Here is a 17,898-nt window from a genome sequence, read left to right as displayed (position 1 = left end):
TCAGTCACCGTCGTTGGCGTTAAAGCCCAGTTGGACGCCCAGCGCCTTGGCCAGTTCACCTTCATGCAGGCGGTGGACTACGTTGAGGCTGTCGTAGATGTCGTTGAGTTGCTGGCGCCCGGCGTCGTCGTTCAACAGTTCGTTGAGGGTGCGCTGGTTGCTGGCGAACAGTTTCAGCGACGCTGCGTAGGCGGCGTCGATTTTCTCGGCCAGTGGCTTTTGGTCCGCCGGCAGCAGGCCACGCAGGCCTTTGTTATCGACGCCTACCCACACGGTCTGAGCCGCGGCGAGGCTGGCTTCCAGGCTCTGCAGGGACGACTGGCTGCGCCAGGCATCGGCCTGGAACGGTTGCGGGATGCCCTTGGTCTGGCGGCCCATTGGGGTGCCGAGTTTTTTCTTCAGGGTGTCCAGGGCGGTCACTTGCACGCGCAGCAGATCGGCGATGGCTTCGTGGGAATCAGCGTAGCGCTGGTTCGGAAACTTGGTCATTTGCGCGAGCATACCGTCGGTGCTGTTCCAACTGGCCAGGATCTCTTCGGCCAGGACTTTCTGGCGCTCGCCGATAGCCATCAGCAACGGGCAATAGCGGGCTTTCTGGGCTTCGTCGGCGACGTCGGGCTTGGCGTCGTAGAGGATGTATTCGTAGGCCGACAGGCCCTGCACCACCACGCTGGATTTCGCCAGGGCCGCGGCGTCGATCTGCGGCTGTGCACTGACCAGTTGCTCGACCTGGCGGCCGACCAGGTTCTTCTTGTCTGGCCAGAACTGCACCTGCCACGCCCGGTTGCCTTCGGCCAGCGGGCCGATCAGCAGCGGTTGCAACTCGGCCCAGGCTTTTTGCGCGTGCAGGAAGTCGGCGCGGGCGGTGTCCAGGCTTTCCTTGCCTTGGCAGTAGGCCAGGGCGCTGACGGCCAGTTGACGGTCGGCCTCAACCCAGCGGCTATAGGTTGGCAGGATCACTTGTTTGGCGATGGCTGCCGAGGTCACTGCTTGCGGGTCTTGGGGCGAGCAAGCGCCCAAGGCCAGGGCGGCGAGGCTGGTGAACAACAACTTGGGACGAAACATGTCGAGCTCCCTTCTGTAAGTGGGGCAAAGCTTATAAAGAATTCAGGAACGCCAGCAACGCGGCACGCTGCTCGGCATTGAACGACAACACATGTTGCTGCGCCGCTTGAGCTTCACCGCCATGCCACAGCACGGCTTCAAGCAGGTTGCGGGCGCGGCCGTCATGCAGGAACTGGGTGTGACCACTCACGGTTTGCGTCAGGCCGATACCCCACAGCGGCGGGGTGCGCCAGTCGCGGCCGGTGGCTTTGAATTCGCTACGGTTGTCGGCCAGGCCTTCGCCCATATCGTGCAGCAGCAGGTCGCTGTAAGGGCGGATCAACTGGTTGGCCAGTTCAGGTTCGGCGGCATTGGCGGCGGTGGTGAAGCTGGGCTTGTGACAGCCTTGGCAACCGGCCTGGTAGAACAGGTTCTTGCCGGCCAGCACTTGCGGCGTATCAACGTCCCGACGTGCGGGCACCGCGAGGTTGCGGGTGTAGAACAGCACCAGGCGCAGAATGTTATCGCTGACTTCCGGTTCACCCTGCCGGCCATTGCCGTTGGGCGCCTGTTTGCAGGCCACTTGGGCGTCGGTGCAGTCATCGAAGGGTCTCAGGGACGTGGTGAGGCCCATATCACCAGAAAACGCGTGAACGTTTTGTTGATTGAGGTTGGGCTGCCCGGCTTTCCAGCCAAAACGCCCGAGGACAGTTTTGGCCTGAGCGTCATCCCAGACCCAATTGGCGCGGCCCAGGATGGCCTCTTTGTCGGCGGTCTTGGGGTCGGTGTTGCGCAGGATATCGGCATCGCTGATCGCTTCGAGCAGGCCCAGGCCGATCATCGGCGGGGCGATACGCGCCGAGAAGTGTGTGTCGGGGTGCATCGGGCCGTAGCCGAGTTGGGTGATCTGCAGGTCGGGCTTGCGTAATTGAACGAGCGTGCCGTCCTTGAACCTGACGTTGACCGGTGTGTAGTCGACCCGCACCTTGCCTTCCGGCGCAACGCCAGGCACCGCCATGTCCTGGAGTTGCCCGCCGTAGACCGGCTCGGGTACCACGCCGATCTGTTCGATGAGCTTGGCGTAGGCGGGCTGCTCTGTAATAGAGGGATGGATGGACAGGCGCACCAGCATCGATACGGCATTGGGCGCGTCGGGCAGTGGCGGGTGGCCACGGCCATCCTTGATATGGCAGTTCTGGCAGGCGTTGGTATTGAACAGCGGGCCCAGGCCATCGCGCGCCGTGGTGGTGGACGGCGCAATCACCCACGGGTTGCGAAAGAAACTGTTGCCGACGCTGAAGTCCAGGCGCCGCGTCGGCGCCAGGTTGGCCGAGGGCAAGGAAAAGGCGTTCTGGTCGCGCTTGTTTACCGTCGCCGCGCCACCGGCCCGCGATTCACCGGGCTCTGCTTTCGTGAAGCGAGGGGCGTCATCGCAAGCAGTCAGGCTTAAAGCCATCAACGCTGCAGGCAGGTACAAAAGCGCACGGAACATCGAGATTCCTGGACGAGGGCAGAAAATTAAGGCGCAAAGTCTAACAGGGCAGGGCAGATTGAATAAGAGCAATTATCGTTTGGTGGCATCCCGATTCTTTCCCGCTAGAATGACTGCACATTTTTTTATGGAGGTGGCCAATGCAGGCTCTCGACGCTTTGCTCAACCGTGTTTCCGTGCCCCGTTTGCTCGACCCGGCACCGACCCAGGAGCAGCGCGACCTGCTGTTCGCCGCCGCCATGCGCGCGCCCGACCACGGTCAACTGCGCCCGTGGCGTTTCCTTACCGTGGAAGGCTGCGCCCGTGAACAGATGGGCACGCTGTTGGCCGAAGCCGCTCGTCTGCAAGACGCCGACGCACCGCAAGCCGCCATCGACAAGGCCCAGAACGGCCCGCTGCGTGCGCCGCTGGTGGTGGTGGTGATTGCACGTGTGCAAGAGCATTTCAAAGTGCCCAAGTCCGAGCAATTGCTGGCCGCCGCCTGTGCGGCCCACGGCATTCTGCTGGCGGCGTACGCCCAGGGTATTGGTGCGGTGTGGCGTACCGGCGAATTGTCCTACTCAGCCCATGTCGCTAAAGGCCTGGGGTTGGCGGCGAATGAAGAAGTGATTGGCTTTCTCTACCTGGGCACACCGCAGAACCCACCGCGTACGGCGCCGAAGGAAGACCTGACGCCGTTCGTCCAGGCCTGGCCCGGCCGGTAATTCACCACCATTCTGCTCTATCTCTGTAGGAGCGAGCTTGCTCGCGAAGAACTCAAAGGCGCCGCGTTTATTCAGGAAGCACGCGTTATCGTTGACGTTTTTCGCGAGCAAGCTCGCTCCTACAGGGGGCAATGTTTCAGAACCGAGTCAGACCCTAAACTGATCCATCAACTTCATCTGCTGGCTGGCCAGCGCATTGAGCTGGCTACTGATCGCCGCCGACTCGGTAGCCTGGCCGGTCAGGGTTTCGGTCACGGTGCGAATCGCCGAGACGTTGCGGTTGACCTCTTCGGCCACCGCGCTCTGCTGTTCGGCCGCGCTGGCGATTTGCAGGTTCATGTCGCTGATCACGGTGACCGCGTCGCTGATCTTGCCCAGGGCTTGCACGGCTTGATGGATCTGCCCGGCATTGCTCTGCGCCTGGTGCTGGCTGGAGTGCATGGTCGCCACTACGCCACGGGTGCCGCTCTGGATACGCTCGATCACCAGGCGGATTTCTTCCACCGAGTCCTGGGTGCGTTTGGCCAGATTGCGCACCTCGTCGGCCACCACCGCAAAACCACGTCCGCTTTCCCCGGCGCGTGCCGCTTCAATCGCCGCATTCAACGCCAGCAGGTTGGTCTGTTCGGCAATGCTGCGGATCACCTCCAGCACTGAACCGATTTGCTCGCTGTTGACCGCCAGGGCTTCGACTTCGCCCACGGCTTTGCTGACTTCGTCGGCCAGGGTGGTGATATCGCGGGTGCTCTGCTCGATGATCGACATGCCTTCGCGGGCCGACTGGTCGGCACCGCGTGCCGCGCTGGCGGCATTGGAGGCGCTGTTGGCCACGTCGTGGGCGGTGGCGCTCATTTCGTTCGACGCGGTGGCGACCTGGTCGATTTCACGGAACTGCACCTGCATGCCTTCGCTGGTCTGGCGCGCAATGGCGGACGACTGATCGGCCGTCCCGCGGGCTTCGGTAATGCTTTGCTTGATCTGCGCAATGGTCGGCTGCAGTTTGTCGAGGAAGCGGTTGAACCAGTTCACCAGCTCGCCCAGTTCGTCTTTCTTGGCATAGGCCAGGCGTTGGGTGAGGTCGCCGTCACCGCTGGCGATGTCCTTGAGCATGGCGGCCACGCTATTGATAGGGCGGGTCACGCCGGTGGCAGTCAGCCAGATCAGCAGCAAGCCCAGCAGGCCAGCGGCGGCGGCCACCAGCAGGGCTTTGAGCGTGCCCGTTGCCTGGGCCTCGTCGAGCACGGCTTGCAGTTTTTCGTTGTCGGCCAGCATTACCGCTTTGGGCAGCTTGATCACCACGCCCCAGGATTTGGCACCGGCAATCGGCTTGAGCGGGTACACGGCACGAATGGTGTCGTCCTGTTCACGGATAACAGGCCGGTCATTGGCCAGTAGTTGCACGATCTCTTTGCCTTCGGCGCCGAGGCTGTCGATCAGGTTCTTGCCGACTTTGGCTGGTTCACCGCTGTAGGCGGCGATCAGGCCGGTGCTGGACAGAATCTCCAGGTGGGCGGCACCGTTGAACAGGTCTTTCTGCGCAGCATCGGTGGTCGCTTGCAGGGCGGTGAGGGCGATGTCCACGCCGACGACACCGATGACTTTGCCGTCGACGATCAGCGGCAGGGAAATGGTGGTCATCAGTACCGGTTTGCCGGCCACCGTGTCTTCGTACGGGTCCAGCAGGCACGTACTGCGCGTGTCTCGTGGGCAGGTATACCAGATGTTGTAGGGCGTGCCGCTGAGGTTGAGGGTGGTCTTGGTCAGGTCATCTTCGACCATGATGGTGTTCTGGCCTTCGCCGCCAGCACGACTCCAGTAGCTGGAAAACCGGCCTTTTTCATTGGAGACGCGTGCCTTGTCGTCGATGAATTCGCTGTCCTTGCCATCCAGCCCGTTGGGTTCGAACGATAACCAGATGCCCAGCACCTTGGTGTTGCGCTCGAACGCGGTTTTGACGCTGCGGTTGAGCTCTTCACGCAGAGCCCCGGCTTCAAGGGAACGCTGGATGCCCAACTGACGCAGGTCTTTGATCTGGTCGGCCAGGGCTGTGACCACCAGCAGGTTTTCGCCGAAGGTCTGCTGCAAGTGGCCGGCCTGTTCGGCCGCTTTGGATTGCAGCAACTGCTCCACGCTGGCGGTGAGCATTCGTGAGCTTGAATCACTGACCAGCCGATCGTTCTGGTTGGTGTTGTAGATATTGATGCCGACCACCAGTGCAATCACACCCAGCAGACACAGGCCGGACAGCAACACGATTTTCAAGCGGATGGAGAGGGTGTCGAACATAGGTTCACTCACGAATGGACTTGTTGGAATGCACGCAGAAGAGCCAAGTCCATTCGGCGCCGTACCTGAAACATCGGCGTCACAAATCAATTCATGAGCAATAGGCGATGAGCGGTAGGAAAATGCCTACACCGGCCGTTATACGGGGCGTGCGAGCTGCTCGGGGCGGGACCAGATCCACAGGTTGCCCAGGCTCATTCCGGCAATTGCCAGGTACACCGGCCAGCCGTGATCGAGCATCACCAGCATCAGCACGGCGCACAGCAACATGCTCACGGTGGCGCTGACCTTGGCGCGGCGGGCGATGATCTTGCCATTGCGCCAGTTGGACAGGATCGGCCCGAACAGGCGGTGGTTTTCCAGCCAGGCGCTGAGGCGCGGCGAGCTTTTGGTGGCGGCCCAGGCGGCGAGCAGGATGAATTCGGTGGTGGGCAACCCCGGTATCACAATCGCAACCAAGCCGATCCCCAGGCTGACGTAGGCCAGCAGGCCAAAGAGGACTTGGGCGATTTTGGAGGAGGATTGGGGTTTGCCGGTCATGCTGCAGTTTTCTGGTGGGAAGGTTTACACATTATCAGCCATGAAATGCACCCAAGTGTGGGAGCTGGCTTGCCTGTGATGGCGGTGTATCAGGTTAAACATCTGGCGCTGACCCACCGCCATCGCAGGCAAGCCAGCTCCCACATTGAACCGCTGTCTACCAGAACACTTACGCCAGTTCTGGGGCGCTAGCGTACGCCTGTTCCAGCAACACGGTGAAGCGCACAAACGCATCAATCGCGCCTTTTTCCACGGCAGCTTCTTCTTCGGCACTGAATGCCAGGCCGTCGAGGGTGCGGGTGAAGCTTTTCCAGCCCTCGGCGCGACCACCGGCCGGCTCGCCCAGGTGGCGGGCACCGAAGGTTTCGCTCAGGCCCAGGCCCACGGCGCGCTTGATCAGGAACGCAGCGCCCAGCTTGGAGCCTTCGGAGACGAACAGCCAGCCCAAAGCTTCGGCTTTGCTGGGGTTGTTCACCGCGCCGGCAACCGGGGCCGGGGTTTCGGTGTCCAGGTCTGCCAGGTCGAGCTTGGCGGCTTCGGCGCGGCAGCGGGCGGCCAGGTCAGGGATGATCTGGTTCAGTTCGGCATCGTTGTACAAGGCCACCAGTTCCGATTGGAACAGGTACTGGGCCACTACGAAGCGGGCGAAGTTGGCTTGGGTTTCGAACGGCGCGTGAGCCTTCACCAATGCGTCGAGCTTGGTGTGTGGCTCGTTGGTGATCTGGTTCAGGCGTTGGGAGCGCAGGCTTGGACGTTCTGCGGTGGAAGAAGCGGTCATGAAAAAAGTCCTTGAGAAGAGAAGCGCCTGGGCGCCCTGAAGAGAGCTGTTATCAACTAGACGAACAAGAAGACGCGGCACAGTAAAAAATCCTCACCTCGCCGTGGATGCAATGGCGGCGAGGTGAGGCGGAAGGGTCAGATGTCCCAGATCACGTTGATCGCAAAGTTGCGACCGGGCTGGGTCAGGCGGTCGAGGTTGGCCGGGCCGGTCACACCGGCTTCGCCAACGCTGTCGTAGCTGCGCACGTCATCCCAGTTCCAGTACTTCTTGTCGGTGAGGTTGTAGAGGCCACCGTTGACGGTCACGTCTTTGCTCACCTTGTAATAAGCGGTCAGGTCGAGGATGCCGAAGCCCGGGGTCTTGAACGGGCCGTCGGTGCCGCCGTCGGGCGCGTGGAAGGTGGTGCTGTCGACGCGGTCCTGTTTTTTCACCAAGGTCCAGCTCACCAGGCCACCGTAGTTTTCCTGGTCGTAGCCCAGGCCAAACACGCCCTTGAGCGGGTTGACGCTGTTCAACGGCTCGCCATTGTCGTCGTTGCGACCGTAGGTGTAGGCAACCGAGCCTTGGGTATACAGGCCCTTCGGCGCGCCGAAGGTATCCAGGTTCAGGCGGCCCTTGGCTTCCACGCCCTTGACGGTGGCGCGCTTGATGTTGACCGCCTTGAATTGCTCCACGGTGCCGCCGACCACGGCGTTGTCTTCGTCGATAAAGTCACGGTACTTGTTGTAGTACACCGCAATATCGAAGGAGCCTTCGTCGAATTTGCCGCGAATCCCGGTTTCGATGCCTTTGCTGGTTTCTGGCTTGAGGTCGGGGTTGGGTTCGACGGTGTAGCCCAGGTTGAGGTTTTCGAAGCGACCGTACAGGGCCTTGGCGGACGGCGTGCGGAAGCCCTCGGCGTATTGACCGAACCAGGTGTAGTTGTCGGTCAGGGCATAGGTGAGGCCGAACTTGGGTGTTACGCGGTTCCAGGTCTTGTCTTTGCCATCCACGGTATAGGCGCCGGTCGGGTTGACGGTGTTGAGGAATTCCTGGGTCAGCTTGGGCTTGAGCCGGGTGTAGTCATAACGCACGGCGGGCAGAAAGGTCCATCTGTCCCAGGTGATCTGGTCCTGGGCGAACAGCGAGTAGGTGTTGATGGTCGGGTCGGGGAAATCGCTGGCCTTCTTCACGCTGTCGCTCGCTTGCGGGCTTGGCGCGCCGATGGCGGTGCAGCCGGCGCCAATGGCCAGGCACGAGGCCGAGCCTTCGCGTGAACCGGTGACTTTCTGCTGCTTGAGGGTGGTGCCGTAGGTCACTTGGTGGTCGGTTTCGCCGAGGCTGAAGGCCTTATCCAGTTGCGCGTCGAAGACCCACTGTTTTTCTTCGTAAAGGGTGTCGCGGGTACGCAGGACGCGACGGCCGGCCTGGTAGATTTCGGCGGTGGTCTGGTCGGTCTTGGCGATCTGGTAGTTGAGGCTGGTCTTGATGCGGTCGGCAATCGGCGACTCCAGAGCGAAGGTGTTTTCCAGGCCGAAGCGCTCGCGGGTAATGGTGTCGTTGCCCCGACGGTCGCGGTACAGGTTCATGCCCCGGCCACCGATGAACGGGCCGCCCACTGCGTTTTTCAGATTGACGTCGCGGTCATCCTTGAACTTATCGTAGGTCAGGCCCAGGCGGTTGTCATCGCCATAGTTCCAGCCCAGCTTGGCCAGCACGTTGGTGGTGCGCGCATCTTCCGGGTTGGCGCCGGTACGGGCCAGGCCGGTGGCGTTGTTGCCATCGTAGGATTCGGTTTCGTGGCCATTGCGCTGGCTCAGGTGCAGCAAACCGTCGAAGTCTTGCACACGCCCGGCGAAGGTGCCGGAGGTCAGCCAGCTCTCGTCGGCGGAGCTGTAGCCGGTCTTCAGGCGGGCACCGACGTCCTGGCCTGGCTTGATGATGTCATCCGGGTCGAGGGTGAAATAACTCACCGCGCCGCCGATGGCGCTGCTGCCGTACAGGGCCGAGGCCGGGCCGCGCAAGATCTCCACGCGCTTGACGATTTCCGGGTCGACGTAATTGCGGCGGGTCTTGGCGTAAGGGCCGTTGAAGAAATTGTCCGGCACTTCGACGCCATCCACCTGGGTGAGGACGCGGTCGCCGTCGATGCCACGAATGTTGTAGCCCGCGTTACCCGAGCGCGTACCGGCGCCGCCGACGGAGACGCCGGGTTCGTAGCGCACCAGTTCACGGATGTTGTTGACGTTCTGGCGGTCCAGTTCTGCGCGGTCGTGCACGCTGACGGTGCTCGGTACGCTGTTCACATCCTGTTCATTGCGAGTGGCGCTGATGGTCACCTGTTGCAGGGCGAGGGCGCTGCCGGCGCTACGTTTTTCCAGCACGATGTTGTTGGTGCCCAGTTTGCGATAGCTCAGGTTGGTCCCCACCAACAGCCGGTCCAGGGCTTTTTCCGCTGGCAGCGGGCCGCGCACGCCAGGGGACGATACGCCCTGGCCCAGTTCGGCCGGCAGGCCCACTTGCCAGCCGGTCACTGCGGTGAAAGCGTTGAGTGCCGACACCAATGGCTGCTGTTCGATGCTGAACGTGTAATTGGCGTGGCTGCGAGCGGCAGGTTCCGCGGCGGTGGCGCTCATGACGGGCGCACCAGCCAGCAGGATCGCGGCGGTCAGCAAGGACAAAACGGGCGAAGCAGACCGGCGGTTGAAACGAGAGGACATCGAGAGCGCTCCGGGATACGAATCTTATAGTTGCGAACCGAACCAAATAGGAATCAGTTGCATTGGCTATAACGAGACGTATCGCCGGTTAACATCGAGTAAAAATAATTCTCATTTAGTTCAGGATCACCAGCGCCGGGTACTCCGACAGCTTGGCCGAGGTGATGTGGGCCAGGGAGCGCACCACGTCCAGGGGCTGGTCGAGGCGGTAGTTGCCGGTGACGGCGACGCTGGCCAACTGCTCGTTGTTGTTGACGATCCAGCCGGGATAATAGCGGCGCAGCTCAGCCAGCACTTCGCTCAGCGGGCAGTTTTCGAATACCAGCCGGCCCTGGACCCAGGCCAGGTCTTTGCTGGGGTCGAGCTTGGCCGGTTGGCCGAAACCCTTGGGGCCGATGCGAATGCTTTCACCGGCGCTCAGGCGCACGCGGGCATCGTCGAAAGTGTTGCTCAGGTCGACATCGCCGCGCTGCACTTGAACCTGGGCTTCGCCATTGAGGTAGCGCACGGCAAAGGCGGTGTCACGCACGCTGGCGCGCACCGGGCCGGCGTCTATTTCCAGGGGCAGGCCACGGGTGGGCGCTATTTCAAAGAACGCTTCGCCCTGGTACAGGCGGGCAATGCGCTGGTGGTGGTTGATGGTGCTGGAAAATGCCGAGTTGGTGTTCAACAGTACCTTGGAGCCATCGTCCAGTTGCAGGCGCTGGCGCTCGCCGACCACCGTCAGATGGTCGGCCTGCAAACGCACCGGCAGGTTGCTGAAACTGAACAGGCCGACCAGTAACACGGCGGCGGTGGCCAGGGGTTTCCAGTGCGGTCTGATCCGGCGCCAGCCGCTGGGCTTGCGCGGTGCGGCGAGGGCCACGGCGGCGCTGTGTACCGGCGCGTCACCCCAGGCGGCCTGGGCCTTGCTGAAGGCGTGGACATGCGCCGGGTCCTGGGCCAGCCAGGCGTCGAACGCGGCCTGCTGCCCAGGTTGCGGGCACTGCAAGGCGATCAGCCAATCGAGGGCTTGGTCCATGGCCGCGTCTTGCAACACCTCATGAGCCAACGCATGGGGGCGCAGTTTATTCGGGTCCGTCACGGTGTTCCTCGGGTCTTCGCCACGTTCTATTCATTTTTCCTACAGCTTGGATCGACACCTCTGTCGGGTGAAGCTTAAGGCTGATCCAGCCGTTCGGCCACACCCACACAGATAGCCATGATCAATTTGAGTTCCTTTTGCACCGTGCTCAAGGACACACCCAACTGATCGGCAATTTCCTGATAGCTGCAACCGTGCAGACGGCTGAGGATGAAAATCCGCTGCTGGCGGGCGCTCAACTGGCCGAGGCTGACACTCAGCTGCTCCAGTAGCTGCTCGGCCTGGGTAGCTTCCTCCGGCGTGCTGGCCGGCGCGGCGACGCTTTGCAGGACATCCAGCGGGACATCCTCCTGCAGGGTACGCGCCTGAATCCTGCGCGAACGCAAGTGATCCAGCGCCAGGTTGCGCGCCGTCTGGTAGACAAAGGGTTCAAGGTGGTCGATTGGCCGCTCGCTGAGGGCCCGAGTCACGCGCAGGTAGGTTTCCTGCAACAGGTCCTCGGCGGTGCTGTGGTTATGCACCATGCGTTGCAGAGTTCGTAGCAGGATCACCCGTTGGGTGAGGAAGACGTGGTTGAAGCGAGATTGGCTCACAGTGATACCAGACCGATTTGCAGTTAATGATAATGCTTATCATCAACTGAAATGGCAAGTGGCACTTTGAGATGCCTTGGAGATTGTGCCGCTCGTTCCCATGCTCTGCGTGGGAACACATCCTGTGACGCTCCGCGTCACAACTTTAAGAGCAGGACGCGGAGCGTCCAGGGTGGCATTCCCACGCAGAGCGTGGGAACGATCTGGTCGATCTTGTGGAGTTACTCGGCGTTGCACAACGCCAGGCAGTTATCCAGCATACGGTTGGAGAAGCCCCACTCGTTGTCATACCACGCCAATACTTTGAGCAATTTGCCACTGACCTTGGTGTGATTGGCATCGAAGATCGACGACAGCGGGTTATGGTTGAAGTCGGTGGAAACCAGCGGCAGGGTGTTGTAGCCGAGGATCTTCGAATGCTGGCTGGCGTGTTTGAGCAGGGCGTTGACCTCATCGGCCGTGGCTTCTTTCTTCAACTGCACGGTGAGGTCTACCAGCGACACGTTGATCACGGGCACACGCACCGCCATGCCGGTCAGCTTGCCTGCCAGTTCCGGCAGCACCAGGCCCACCGCTTCAGCGGCGCCGGTCTTGCTCGGGATCATGTTCTGGGTGGCCGAGCGCGCGCGGTACGGGTCGGTGTGGTACACGTCGGTAAGGTTCTGGTCGTTGGTGTAGGCGTGAATGGTGGTCATCAGGCCGCTTTCGATACCCAGCTCGCGGTGCAGCACCTGGGCCACCGGCGCCAGGCAGTTGGTGGTGCACGATGCGTTGGAAATGATCTGGTGGGATTGACGCAAGATGTCATGGTTTACGCCATAAACCACAGTGGCATCCGCGCCTTTGGCCGGGGCCGAAATGATCACCTTGCGCGCGCCGGCGCTAATATGGGCGGCAGCCTTGTCACGGTCGGTGAACAGACCGGTGCATTCGAACACCACGTCAATCTTGTGCGCAGCCCACGGCAGGTCGGCGGGGTTGCGAATGGCACTCACGGCAATCCGGTCACCATTGACGGTCAGGCTTTCCTGATCGTGGGCAACCTCTGCGTCGAAAGTGCCGTGTACGGTGTCGTACTTGAGCAGGTGAGCATTGATCGAGCTGTCGCCCAAATCGTTGATGGCGACGATCTGCAGATCCTGGCGATAGCCTTGGGTATACAGTGCGCGCAGGACATTACGGCCGATACGGCCAAAACCATTGATTGCGATACGAAGAGTCATTGGAAGGTGCCTGTCGTCGATTTGTTGTAAGAATTACAAGATTATTCGCATAAAAATAGAAAACAAGCCTTTTTAGTGGCAATATTTTGTTCAATCTACAACGAGTGACCTGAATCAACTGGTCCGATGATCCAAACGACCCCCTGCCATCCCATGAGCCGTGGGCGTTTGATCAGCATAGACACTCAGGTCGCCACATCCGTTAGCCTGGAGTTCTATACATGCATCCCCGCGTTCTTGAGGTCACCGAACGGCTTATCGCCCGCAGCCGCGCCACCCGCGAGGCTTACCTTGCGCTCATTCGCGGCGCAGCCAGCGACGGTCCGATGCGCGGCAAGCTGCAATGCGCCAACTTCGCCCACGGCGTGGCCGGTTGCGGCACCGAAGACAAAAACAGCCTGCGCATGATGAATGCCGCCAACGTGGCAATTGTTTCTTCTTATAACGACATGCTCTCGGCGCATCAGCCCTACGAGCATTTCCCCGAACAAATCAAAAAGGCGCTGCGCGAAGTCGGCTCGGTCGGCCAGTTCGCCGGCGGCACCCCCGCCATGTGCGACGGCGTGACCCAGGGCGAACCAGGCATGGAGCTGAGCCTGCTCAGCCGTGAAGTCATTGCCATGTCCACGGCGGTAGCGCTGTCCCACAACATGTTCGACGCCGCGCTGATGCTGGGCATCTGCGACAAGATCGTCCCTGGCCTGATGATGGGCGCGCTGCGCTACGGCCACCTGCCGATGATCTTCGTGCCGGGCGGGCCGATGCCGTCGGGTATCTCCAACAAGCAGAAGGCCGATGTGCGCCAGCGCTATGCCGAAGGCAAGGCCAGCCGCGAAGAACTGCTGGAATCGGAGATGAAGTCTTACCACAGCCCTGGTACCTGCACCTTCTACGGCACCGCCAACACCAACCAGTTGCTGATGGAAGTCATGGGCCTGCACTTGCCCGGCGCTTCGTTCGTCAACCCGTACACGCCGCTGCGTGATGCGTTGACCCGCGAAGCTGCGCACCAGGTCACGCGTTTGACCAAGGCCAATGGCAACTTCACGCCGATTGGCGAGATTGTCGACGAGAAGTCCATCGTCAACTCCATCGTTGCGCTCAACGCCACTGGCGGCTCCACCAACCACACCCTGCACATGCCGGCCATTGCCATGTCGGCAGGCATCATCCTGACCTGGCAGGACATGGCCGACCTCTCGGAGGTGGTGCCGACCCTGTCCCACGTGTATCCAAATGGCAAGGCTGACATCAACCACTTCCAGGCGGCGGGCGGTATGTCATTCCTGATCCGCGAACTGCTGGAAGCCGGCCTGCTCCACGAAGACGTCAACACCGTGGCCGGCAAGGGCCTGAGCCGCTATATCCAGGAACCTTTCCTGGTGGATGGCGAACTGGTCTGGCGCGACGGCCCGATCGAAAGCCTCGACGAAACCATCCTGCGCCCGGTGGCCCGTGCGTTCTCGCCGGAAGGCGGCTTGCGCGTGATGGAAGGCAACCTTGGCCGTGGCGTGATGAAGGTTTCGGCGGTAGCGCCGGAGCATCAGGTTGTCGAAGCGCCCGCGGTGGTGTTCCAGGACCAGCAGGACCTGGCCGATGCCTTCAAGGCCGGCCTGTTGGAAAAAGACTTCGTCGCGGTGATGCGCTTCCAGGGGCCGCGCTCCAACGGCATGCCGGAACTGCACAAGATGACCCCGTTCCTGGGCGTGTTGCAGGACCGTGGTTTCAAAGTGGCGCTGGTGACAGATGGGCGAATGTCCGGCGCGTCGGGTAAGATCCCAGCCGCGATCCACGTCAACCCCGAAGCCCAGAGCGGCGGGCCGCTGGCGCGGGTCCAGGATGGCGATATCATCCGTGTGGATGGCGTTACCGGCACCCTGGAGCTTAAGGTGGACGCCGAAGTATTTGCAGCGCGCACGCCTGCCACGGGCCTGTTGGGCAATAACGTGGGGGCCGGTCGCGAGTTGTTTGCATTCATGCGCTTGGCCGCAAGCTCCGCAGAGCAGGGCGCCAGCGCCTTTACCTCTGCCTTGGAGACGCTTAAGTGAAGCTTGCGCTGGTCGGTGACATCGGGGGGACTAACGCCCGTTTTGCGTTATGGCGGGATCAGGAACTGCATTCGATCCGCGTGCATGCCACGGCGGATCACGGCAGCCCTGAAGAGGCGATCAAGGTCTATCTCAAAGAAGAAGGCCTGCAAATCGGGGACATCGGTGCGGTGTGCCTGTCGGTGGCCGGGCCGGTGAGCGGCGATGAATTCAAGTTCACCAACAACCACTGGCGCCTGAGCAAAACCGCGTTTTGCCAGGCCCTGCAGGTGGATGAACTGTTGCTGGTCAACGACTTCTCGGCCATGGCCCTGGGCATGACCCGACTCAAGCCCGACGAATTCCGCGTGGTCTGCGAAGGCACGCCGGAGCCCTTGCGCCCGGCCGTGGTGATCGGCCCGGGTACGGGTCTCGGCGTCGGCACCTTGTTGGACCTCGGCGCAGGCCGTTGGGCAGCATTGCCGGGGGAGGGTGGGCATGTCGACCTGCCCCTGAGCAGCCCACGGGAAACCCAGCTGTGGCAACACATCTACAGCGAGATCGGGCATGTCAGCGCCGAAACGGCGTTAAGCGGTGGTGGCCTGCCACGGCTGTACCGGGCGATTTGTGCGGTGGATGGGCATGAGCCGGTGCTCGACACCCCCGAAGCCATCACGGCGGCGGGCCTGGCCGGCGATCCGGTGGCCATGGAAGTATTGGACCAGTTCAGCATCTGGCTGGGCCGGGTGGCGGGCAATAACGTCTTGACCACCGGTGGGCGCGGTGGCGTGTACATCGTGGGTGGGGTGATACCGAGGTTTGCCGACTTCTTTATCAACAGTGGCTTTGCCCAGAGTTTTAGCGACAAAGGCTGCATGAGCGACTACTTCAAAGGTATTCCGGTGTGGCTGGTGACAGCGCCGTATTCCGGGTTGACTGGGGCTGGTGTGGCGCTTGAGCAAGCTTTTGCATAGGTCATAATGGCGTCATCGCAGGCAAGCCAGCTCCCACAGTCTGGAATGCATTCCAAGTGTGGGAGCTGGCTTGCCTGCGATGACGGCCTAAAGGGCACCCGATGATTTAAGCCAGGCCATAACAACAAGGAGGCCCCGTGAGCGTAATCAGTAAATCCATTCTCCTCGTCGACGACGACCAGGAAATCCGCGAATTGCTGCAAACCTACCTCAGTCGCGCCGGCTTCCAGGTCCGTGGCGTGTCCGACGGCGCGGGGTTCCGCCAGGCGATGAACGAGGCGCCGTGCGACCTGGTCATCCTCGATGTCATGTTGCCAGACGAAGACGGCTTCAGCCTGTGCCGCTGGATCCGCCAGCACCCGCGCCAGGCGCAGGTGCCGATCATCATGCTCACTGCCAGTTCCGACGAAGCCGACCGCGTGATCGGCCTGGAGCTGGGCGCCGATGACTATATCGGCAAACCATTCAGCCCCCGCGAGTTGCAGGCGCGCATCAAGGCACTGCTGCGCCGCTGCCAATTCGGCCAGGAACGCAGCAGCGGCGGTGATGTGTGGGTGTTCGATGAATGGCGTCTGGATATGATCAGCCACCGCTTGTTTCATGTGGATGGTGAAGAGGTGATCCTCTCCGGTGCCGACTTCGCCTTGCTCAAGTTGTTTCTCGACCACCCGCAACAGATCCTCGACCGTGACACCATCGGCAACGCCACCCGTGGCCGCGACCTGATGCCCTTGGACCGTATCGTCGACATGGCCGTCAGCCGCTTGCGCCAGCGCCTGCGCGACACCGAGAAACCTCCGCGGCTGATCCGCACCGTGCGTGGCAGCGGCTATCAACTGGCAGCCAGCGTGGTTGCCGGCAATGCCCACTGAAGCGCTGAACGAACGCCGTCGCCGCTTCCCGGTACCCCGCTCGCTGCTGGGGCGCATGTTACTGCTGACCTTGCTGGCGGTGCTGTTTGCCCAAGCGCTGTCCAGCGTGATCTGGGTGTCGCAACTGCGCGCCACCCAGCTTGAGGGCCTGGTGACCAGCGCCCGTAGTCTGGCGCACTCAATGACCGCCAGCGTGAGTTACTTCCGGTCGCTGCCGGTGGCCTATCGCCCGTTAGTGCTGGACCAATTGCGCAGCATGGGCGGCACGCGTTTTGTGGTGACCCTCAATGATCGCCCGCTGGACATGCAAATACTGCCCGAAACCCCGCGCAAGCAAGCGGTGCTGGTGGCGGTGGATGAAGTGCTGCGCCAGACCCTGGGTGCCGACGTGCATATCTCGGTGGAGTTTGTCAGCGCCGAAGACCTGCGCATCTTCAATGCCGGCCTGAAGCTCGACGAACTGCCACGTTCCTGGGCCCATTACGCGCTGACCCTGGAACCGGTGAACCCGCCGGTGCTGGTCACCCAGATCCAACTGGCACCCGGTGAATGGCTGTACATCGCCTCGCTATTGCCCGAGCCCTACACCAGCCTGGAAGAGCAAGGCCTGCCGTCCCAGCAGGTGTGGTTCATCGTGCTCACCAGCGGTTTTCTGCTTCTGTTCATCGGCCTGCTGGTGCACTGGCAAAGCCGACCGCTCAAGCGCCTGGCGCGAGCGGCGCGGGACATGTCCCTGGGCGCCGATGTGGAGCCGGTGGCTGAAGGCGGCGGCAGTGAAGTGGTGGAAGTGGGCCGTGCATTCAATGCCATGCGTGAACGCATCAGCCGTTACCTGACCGAGCGCAGCCAGTTGTTCAGCGCGATTTCCCATGACCTGCGCACGCCCATCACCCGCCTGCGCCTGCGTGTGGAATTGCTGGAAGACGAGAACCTGCAAAACAAATTCGGCCGTGACCTGGATGAGCTGGAATTGCTGGTCAAGGGGGCGCTGCAATGCGTGAAAGACACCGACATCCACGAAAACATCCAGCCGGTGGATCTCAACCACGTCCTCGAATGCCTGGTGGAGCCGTACCTGGCACCCCATGGCAATGGCCGAGTGACCCTTGATGGCGCGGCCCTGTCAGCCTACCCAGGCAAGCCGCTGGCGCTCAAGCGTTGCATCGGCAACCTGATCGACAACGCGCTCAAGTACGGGCAGAACGCGCATTTGCATATCGAGGACGATGGCGTGCAGTTCATCCTGCATGTGGATGACGAGGGGCCCGGCGTGCCGCAGCAGCGACTGGAGCAGGTGTTTGAACCGCACTTCCGCCTGGCCGGCCAGCAGCAGGGTTACGGATTGGGATTGGGGATTGCGCGCAACATTGCCCACAGCCATGGGGGCGAGGTGAGTTTGCAGAACCTGCGTGAAGGCGGCCTGCGCGTTACCCTGCAGCTCCCCCGCGGATTAGATTGAATATACGCAGGACTACTGTGGGAGCTGGCTTGCCTGCGATGGCGGTGGGTCAGTTAATACAATGGTGACTGACACACCGCTATCGCAGGCAAGCCAGCTCCCACATGTTGCTCTGCGTAC

General features: G+C 61.7%; 14 protein-coding genes. 5 read left to right on the top strand and 9 right to left on the bottom strand.

Annotated features, from left to right (window positions below; genetic code table 11):
- Window positions 1-1,065, bottom strand: coding sequence for an imelysin family protein (locus GIV26_RS12960; protein WP_020301348.1), 1,065 nt, complete (start codon window positions 1,063-1,065; stop codon window positions 1-3).
- A gap of 31 nt (window positions 1,066-1,096) precedes the next feature.
- Window positions 1,097-2,536 carry a di-heme oxidoreductase family protein gene (locus GIV26_RS12955; RefSeq protein WP_236280924.1) on the bottom strand — a complete coding sequence of 480 codons (1,440 nt, stop codon included), beginning with the start codon at window positions 2,534-2,536 and terminating at the stop codon, window positions 1,097-1,099.
- Between the two features lie 140 nt (window positions 2,537-2,676).
- Here GIV26_RS12955 and GIV26_RS12950 point away from each other — a divergent pair, with 140 nt between their 5' ends.
- On the top strand, window positions 2,677-3,240 hold the full coding sequence (locus GIV26_RS12950) for an NAD(P)H nitroreductase (RefSeq protein ID WP_034128618.1): 564 nt from the start codon (window positions 2,677-2,679) through the stop codon (window positions 3,238-3,240).
- Window positions 3,241-3,387: 147 nt separating this feature from the next.
- On the opposite strand, the gene GIV26_RS12945 is transcribed toward GIV26_RS12950, so the two are convergent.
- The 7 genes from GIV26_RS12945 to gap form a co-directional block, all read right to left on the bottom strand.
- Complete coding sequence (locus GIV26_RS12945) at window positions 3,388-5,526, bottom strand: methyl-accepting chemotaxis protein (protein WP_236280960.1); 2,139 nt, start codon at window positions 5,524-5,526, stop codon at window positions 3,388-3,390.
- 138 nt (window positions 5,527-5,664) lie between these two features.
- On the bottom strand, window positions 5,665-6,066 hold the full coding sequence (locus GIV26_RS12940; RefSeq protein WP_014719757.1) for a YbaN family protein: 402 nt from the start codon (window positions 6,064-6,066) through the stop codon (window positions 5,665-5,667).
- A 169-nt stretch (window positions 6,067-6,235) separates the two neighbouring features.
- Window positions 6,236-6,844: a biliverdin-producing heme oxygenase gene (locus GIV26_RS12935; RefSeq protein WP_181123943.1), complete on the bottom strand. Its 609-nt coding sequence runs from the start codon at window positions 6,842-6,844 to the stop codon at window positions 6,236-6,238.
- A 137-nt stretch (window positions 6,845-6,981) separates the two neighbouring features.
- Window positions 6,982-9,546 (bottom strand): TonB-dependent receptor, encoded by a 2,565-nt coding sequence (locus GIV26_RS12930; protein WP_236280921.1) that lies wholly within the window; start codon window positions 9,544-9,546, stop codon window positions 6,982-6,984.
- 115 nt (window positions 9,547-9,661) lie between these two features.
- Window positions 9,662-10,630: a FecR family protein gene (locus GIV26_RS12925; RefSeq protein WP_057975089.1), complete on the bottom strand. Its 969-nt coding sequence runs from the start codon at window positions 10,628-10,630 to the stop codon at window positions 9,662-9,664.
- A gap of 74 nt (window positions 10,631-10,704) precedes the next feature.
- Window positions 10,705-11,223: an RNA polymerase sigma factor gene (locus GIV26_RS12920; RefSeq protein WP_072447169.1), complete on the bottom strand. Its 519-nt coding sequence runs from the start codon at window positions 11,221-11,223 to the stop codon at window positions 10,705-10,707.
- 221 nt (window positions 11,224-11,444) lie between these two features.
- A complete protein-coding gene (gene gap, locus GIV26_RS12915; RefSeq protein WP_054897659.1) occupies window positions 11,445-12,446 on the bottom strand; it encodes a type I glyceraldehyde-3-phosphate dehydrogenase in 1,002 nt (333 codons plus the stop codon).
- A 221-nt stretch (window positions 12,447-12,667) separates the two neighbouring features.
- Here gap and edd point away from each other — a divergent pair, with 221 nt between their 5' ends.
- The 4 genes from edd (at window position 12,668) to GIV26_RS12895 (ending at window position 17,778) form a co-directional block, all read left to right on the top strand.
- Window positions 12,668-14,494, top strand: coding sequence for a phosphogluconate dehydratase (gene edd, locus GIV26_RS12910; RefSeq protein ID WP_014719752.1), 1,827 nt, complete (start codon window positions 12,668-12,670; stop codon window positions 14,492-14,494).
- On the top strand, window positions 14,491-15,447 hold the full coding sequence (locus GIV26_RS12905) for a glucokinase (RefSeq protein WP_096144449.1): 957 nt from the start codon (window positions 14,491-14,493) through the stop codon (window positions 15,445-15,447). The genes edd and GIV26_RS12905 overlap by 4 nt, the downstream gene beginning before the upstream one ends.
- 137 nt (window positions 15,448-15,584) lie before the next feature.
- On the top strand, window positions 15,585-16,319 hold the full coding sequence (locus tag GIV26_RS12900; RefSeq protein ID WP_003193918.1) for a response regulator: 735 nt from the start codon (window positions 15,585-15,587) through the stop codon (window positions 16,317-16,319).
- Window positions 16,309-17,778 carry an ATP-binding protein gene (locus tag GIV26_RS12895; protein ID WP_236280920.1) on the top strand — a complete coding sequence of 490 codons (1,470 nt, stop codon included), beginning with the start codon at window positions 16,309-16,311 and terminating at the stop codon, window positions 17,776-17,778. Before GIV26_RS12900 ends, GIV26_RS12895 begins: the two co-directional genes overlap by 11 nt.
- Window positions 17,779-17,898: the final 120 nt, after the last annotated feature.

Origin of the sequence: Pseudomonas sp. PA-1-3F (assembly GCF_021609665.1) — a bacterium.
GTDB classification, from domain to species: Bacteria; Pseudomonadota; Gammaproteobacteria; order Pseudomonadales; family Pseudomonadaceae; genus Aquipseudomonas; species Aquipseudomonas paracarnis.
This window is presented reverse-complemented; position numbering and strand designations above follow the sequence as displayed.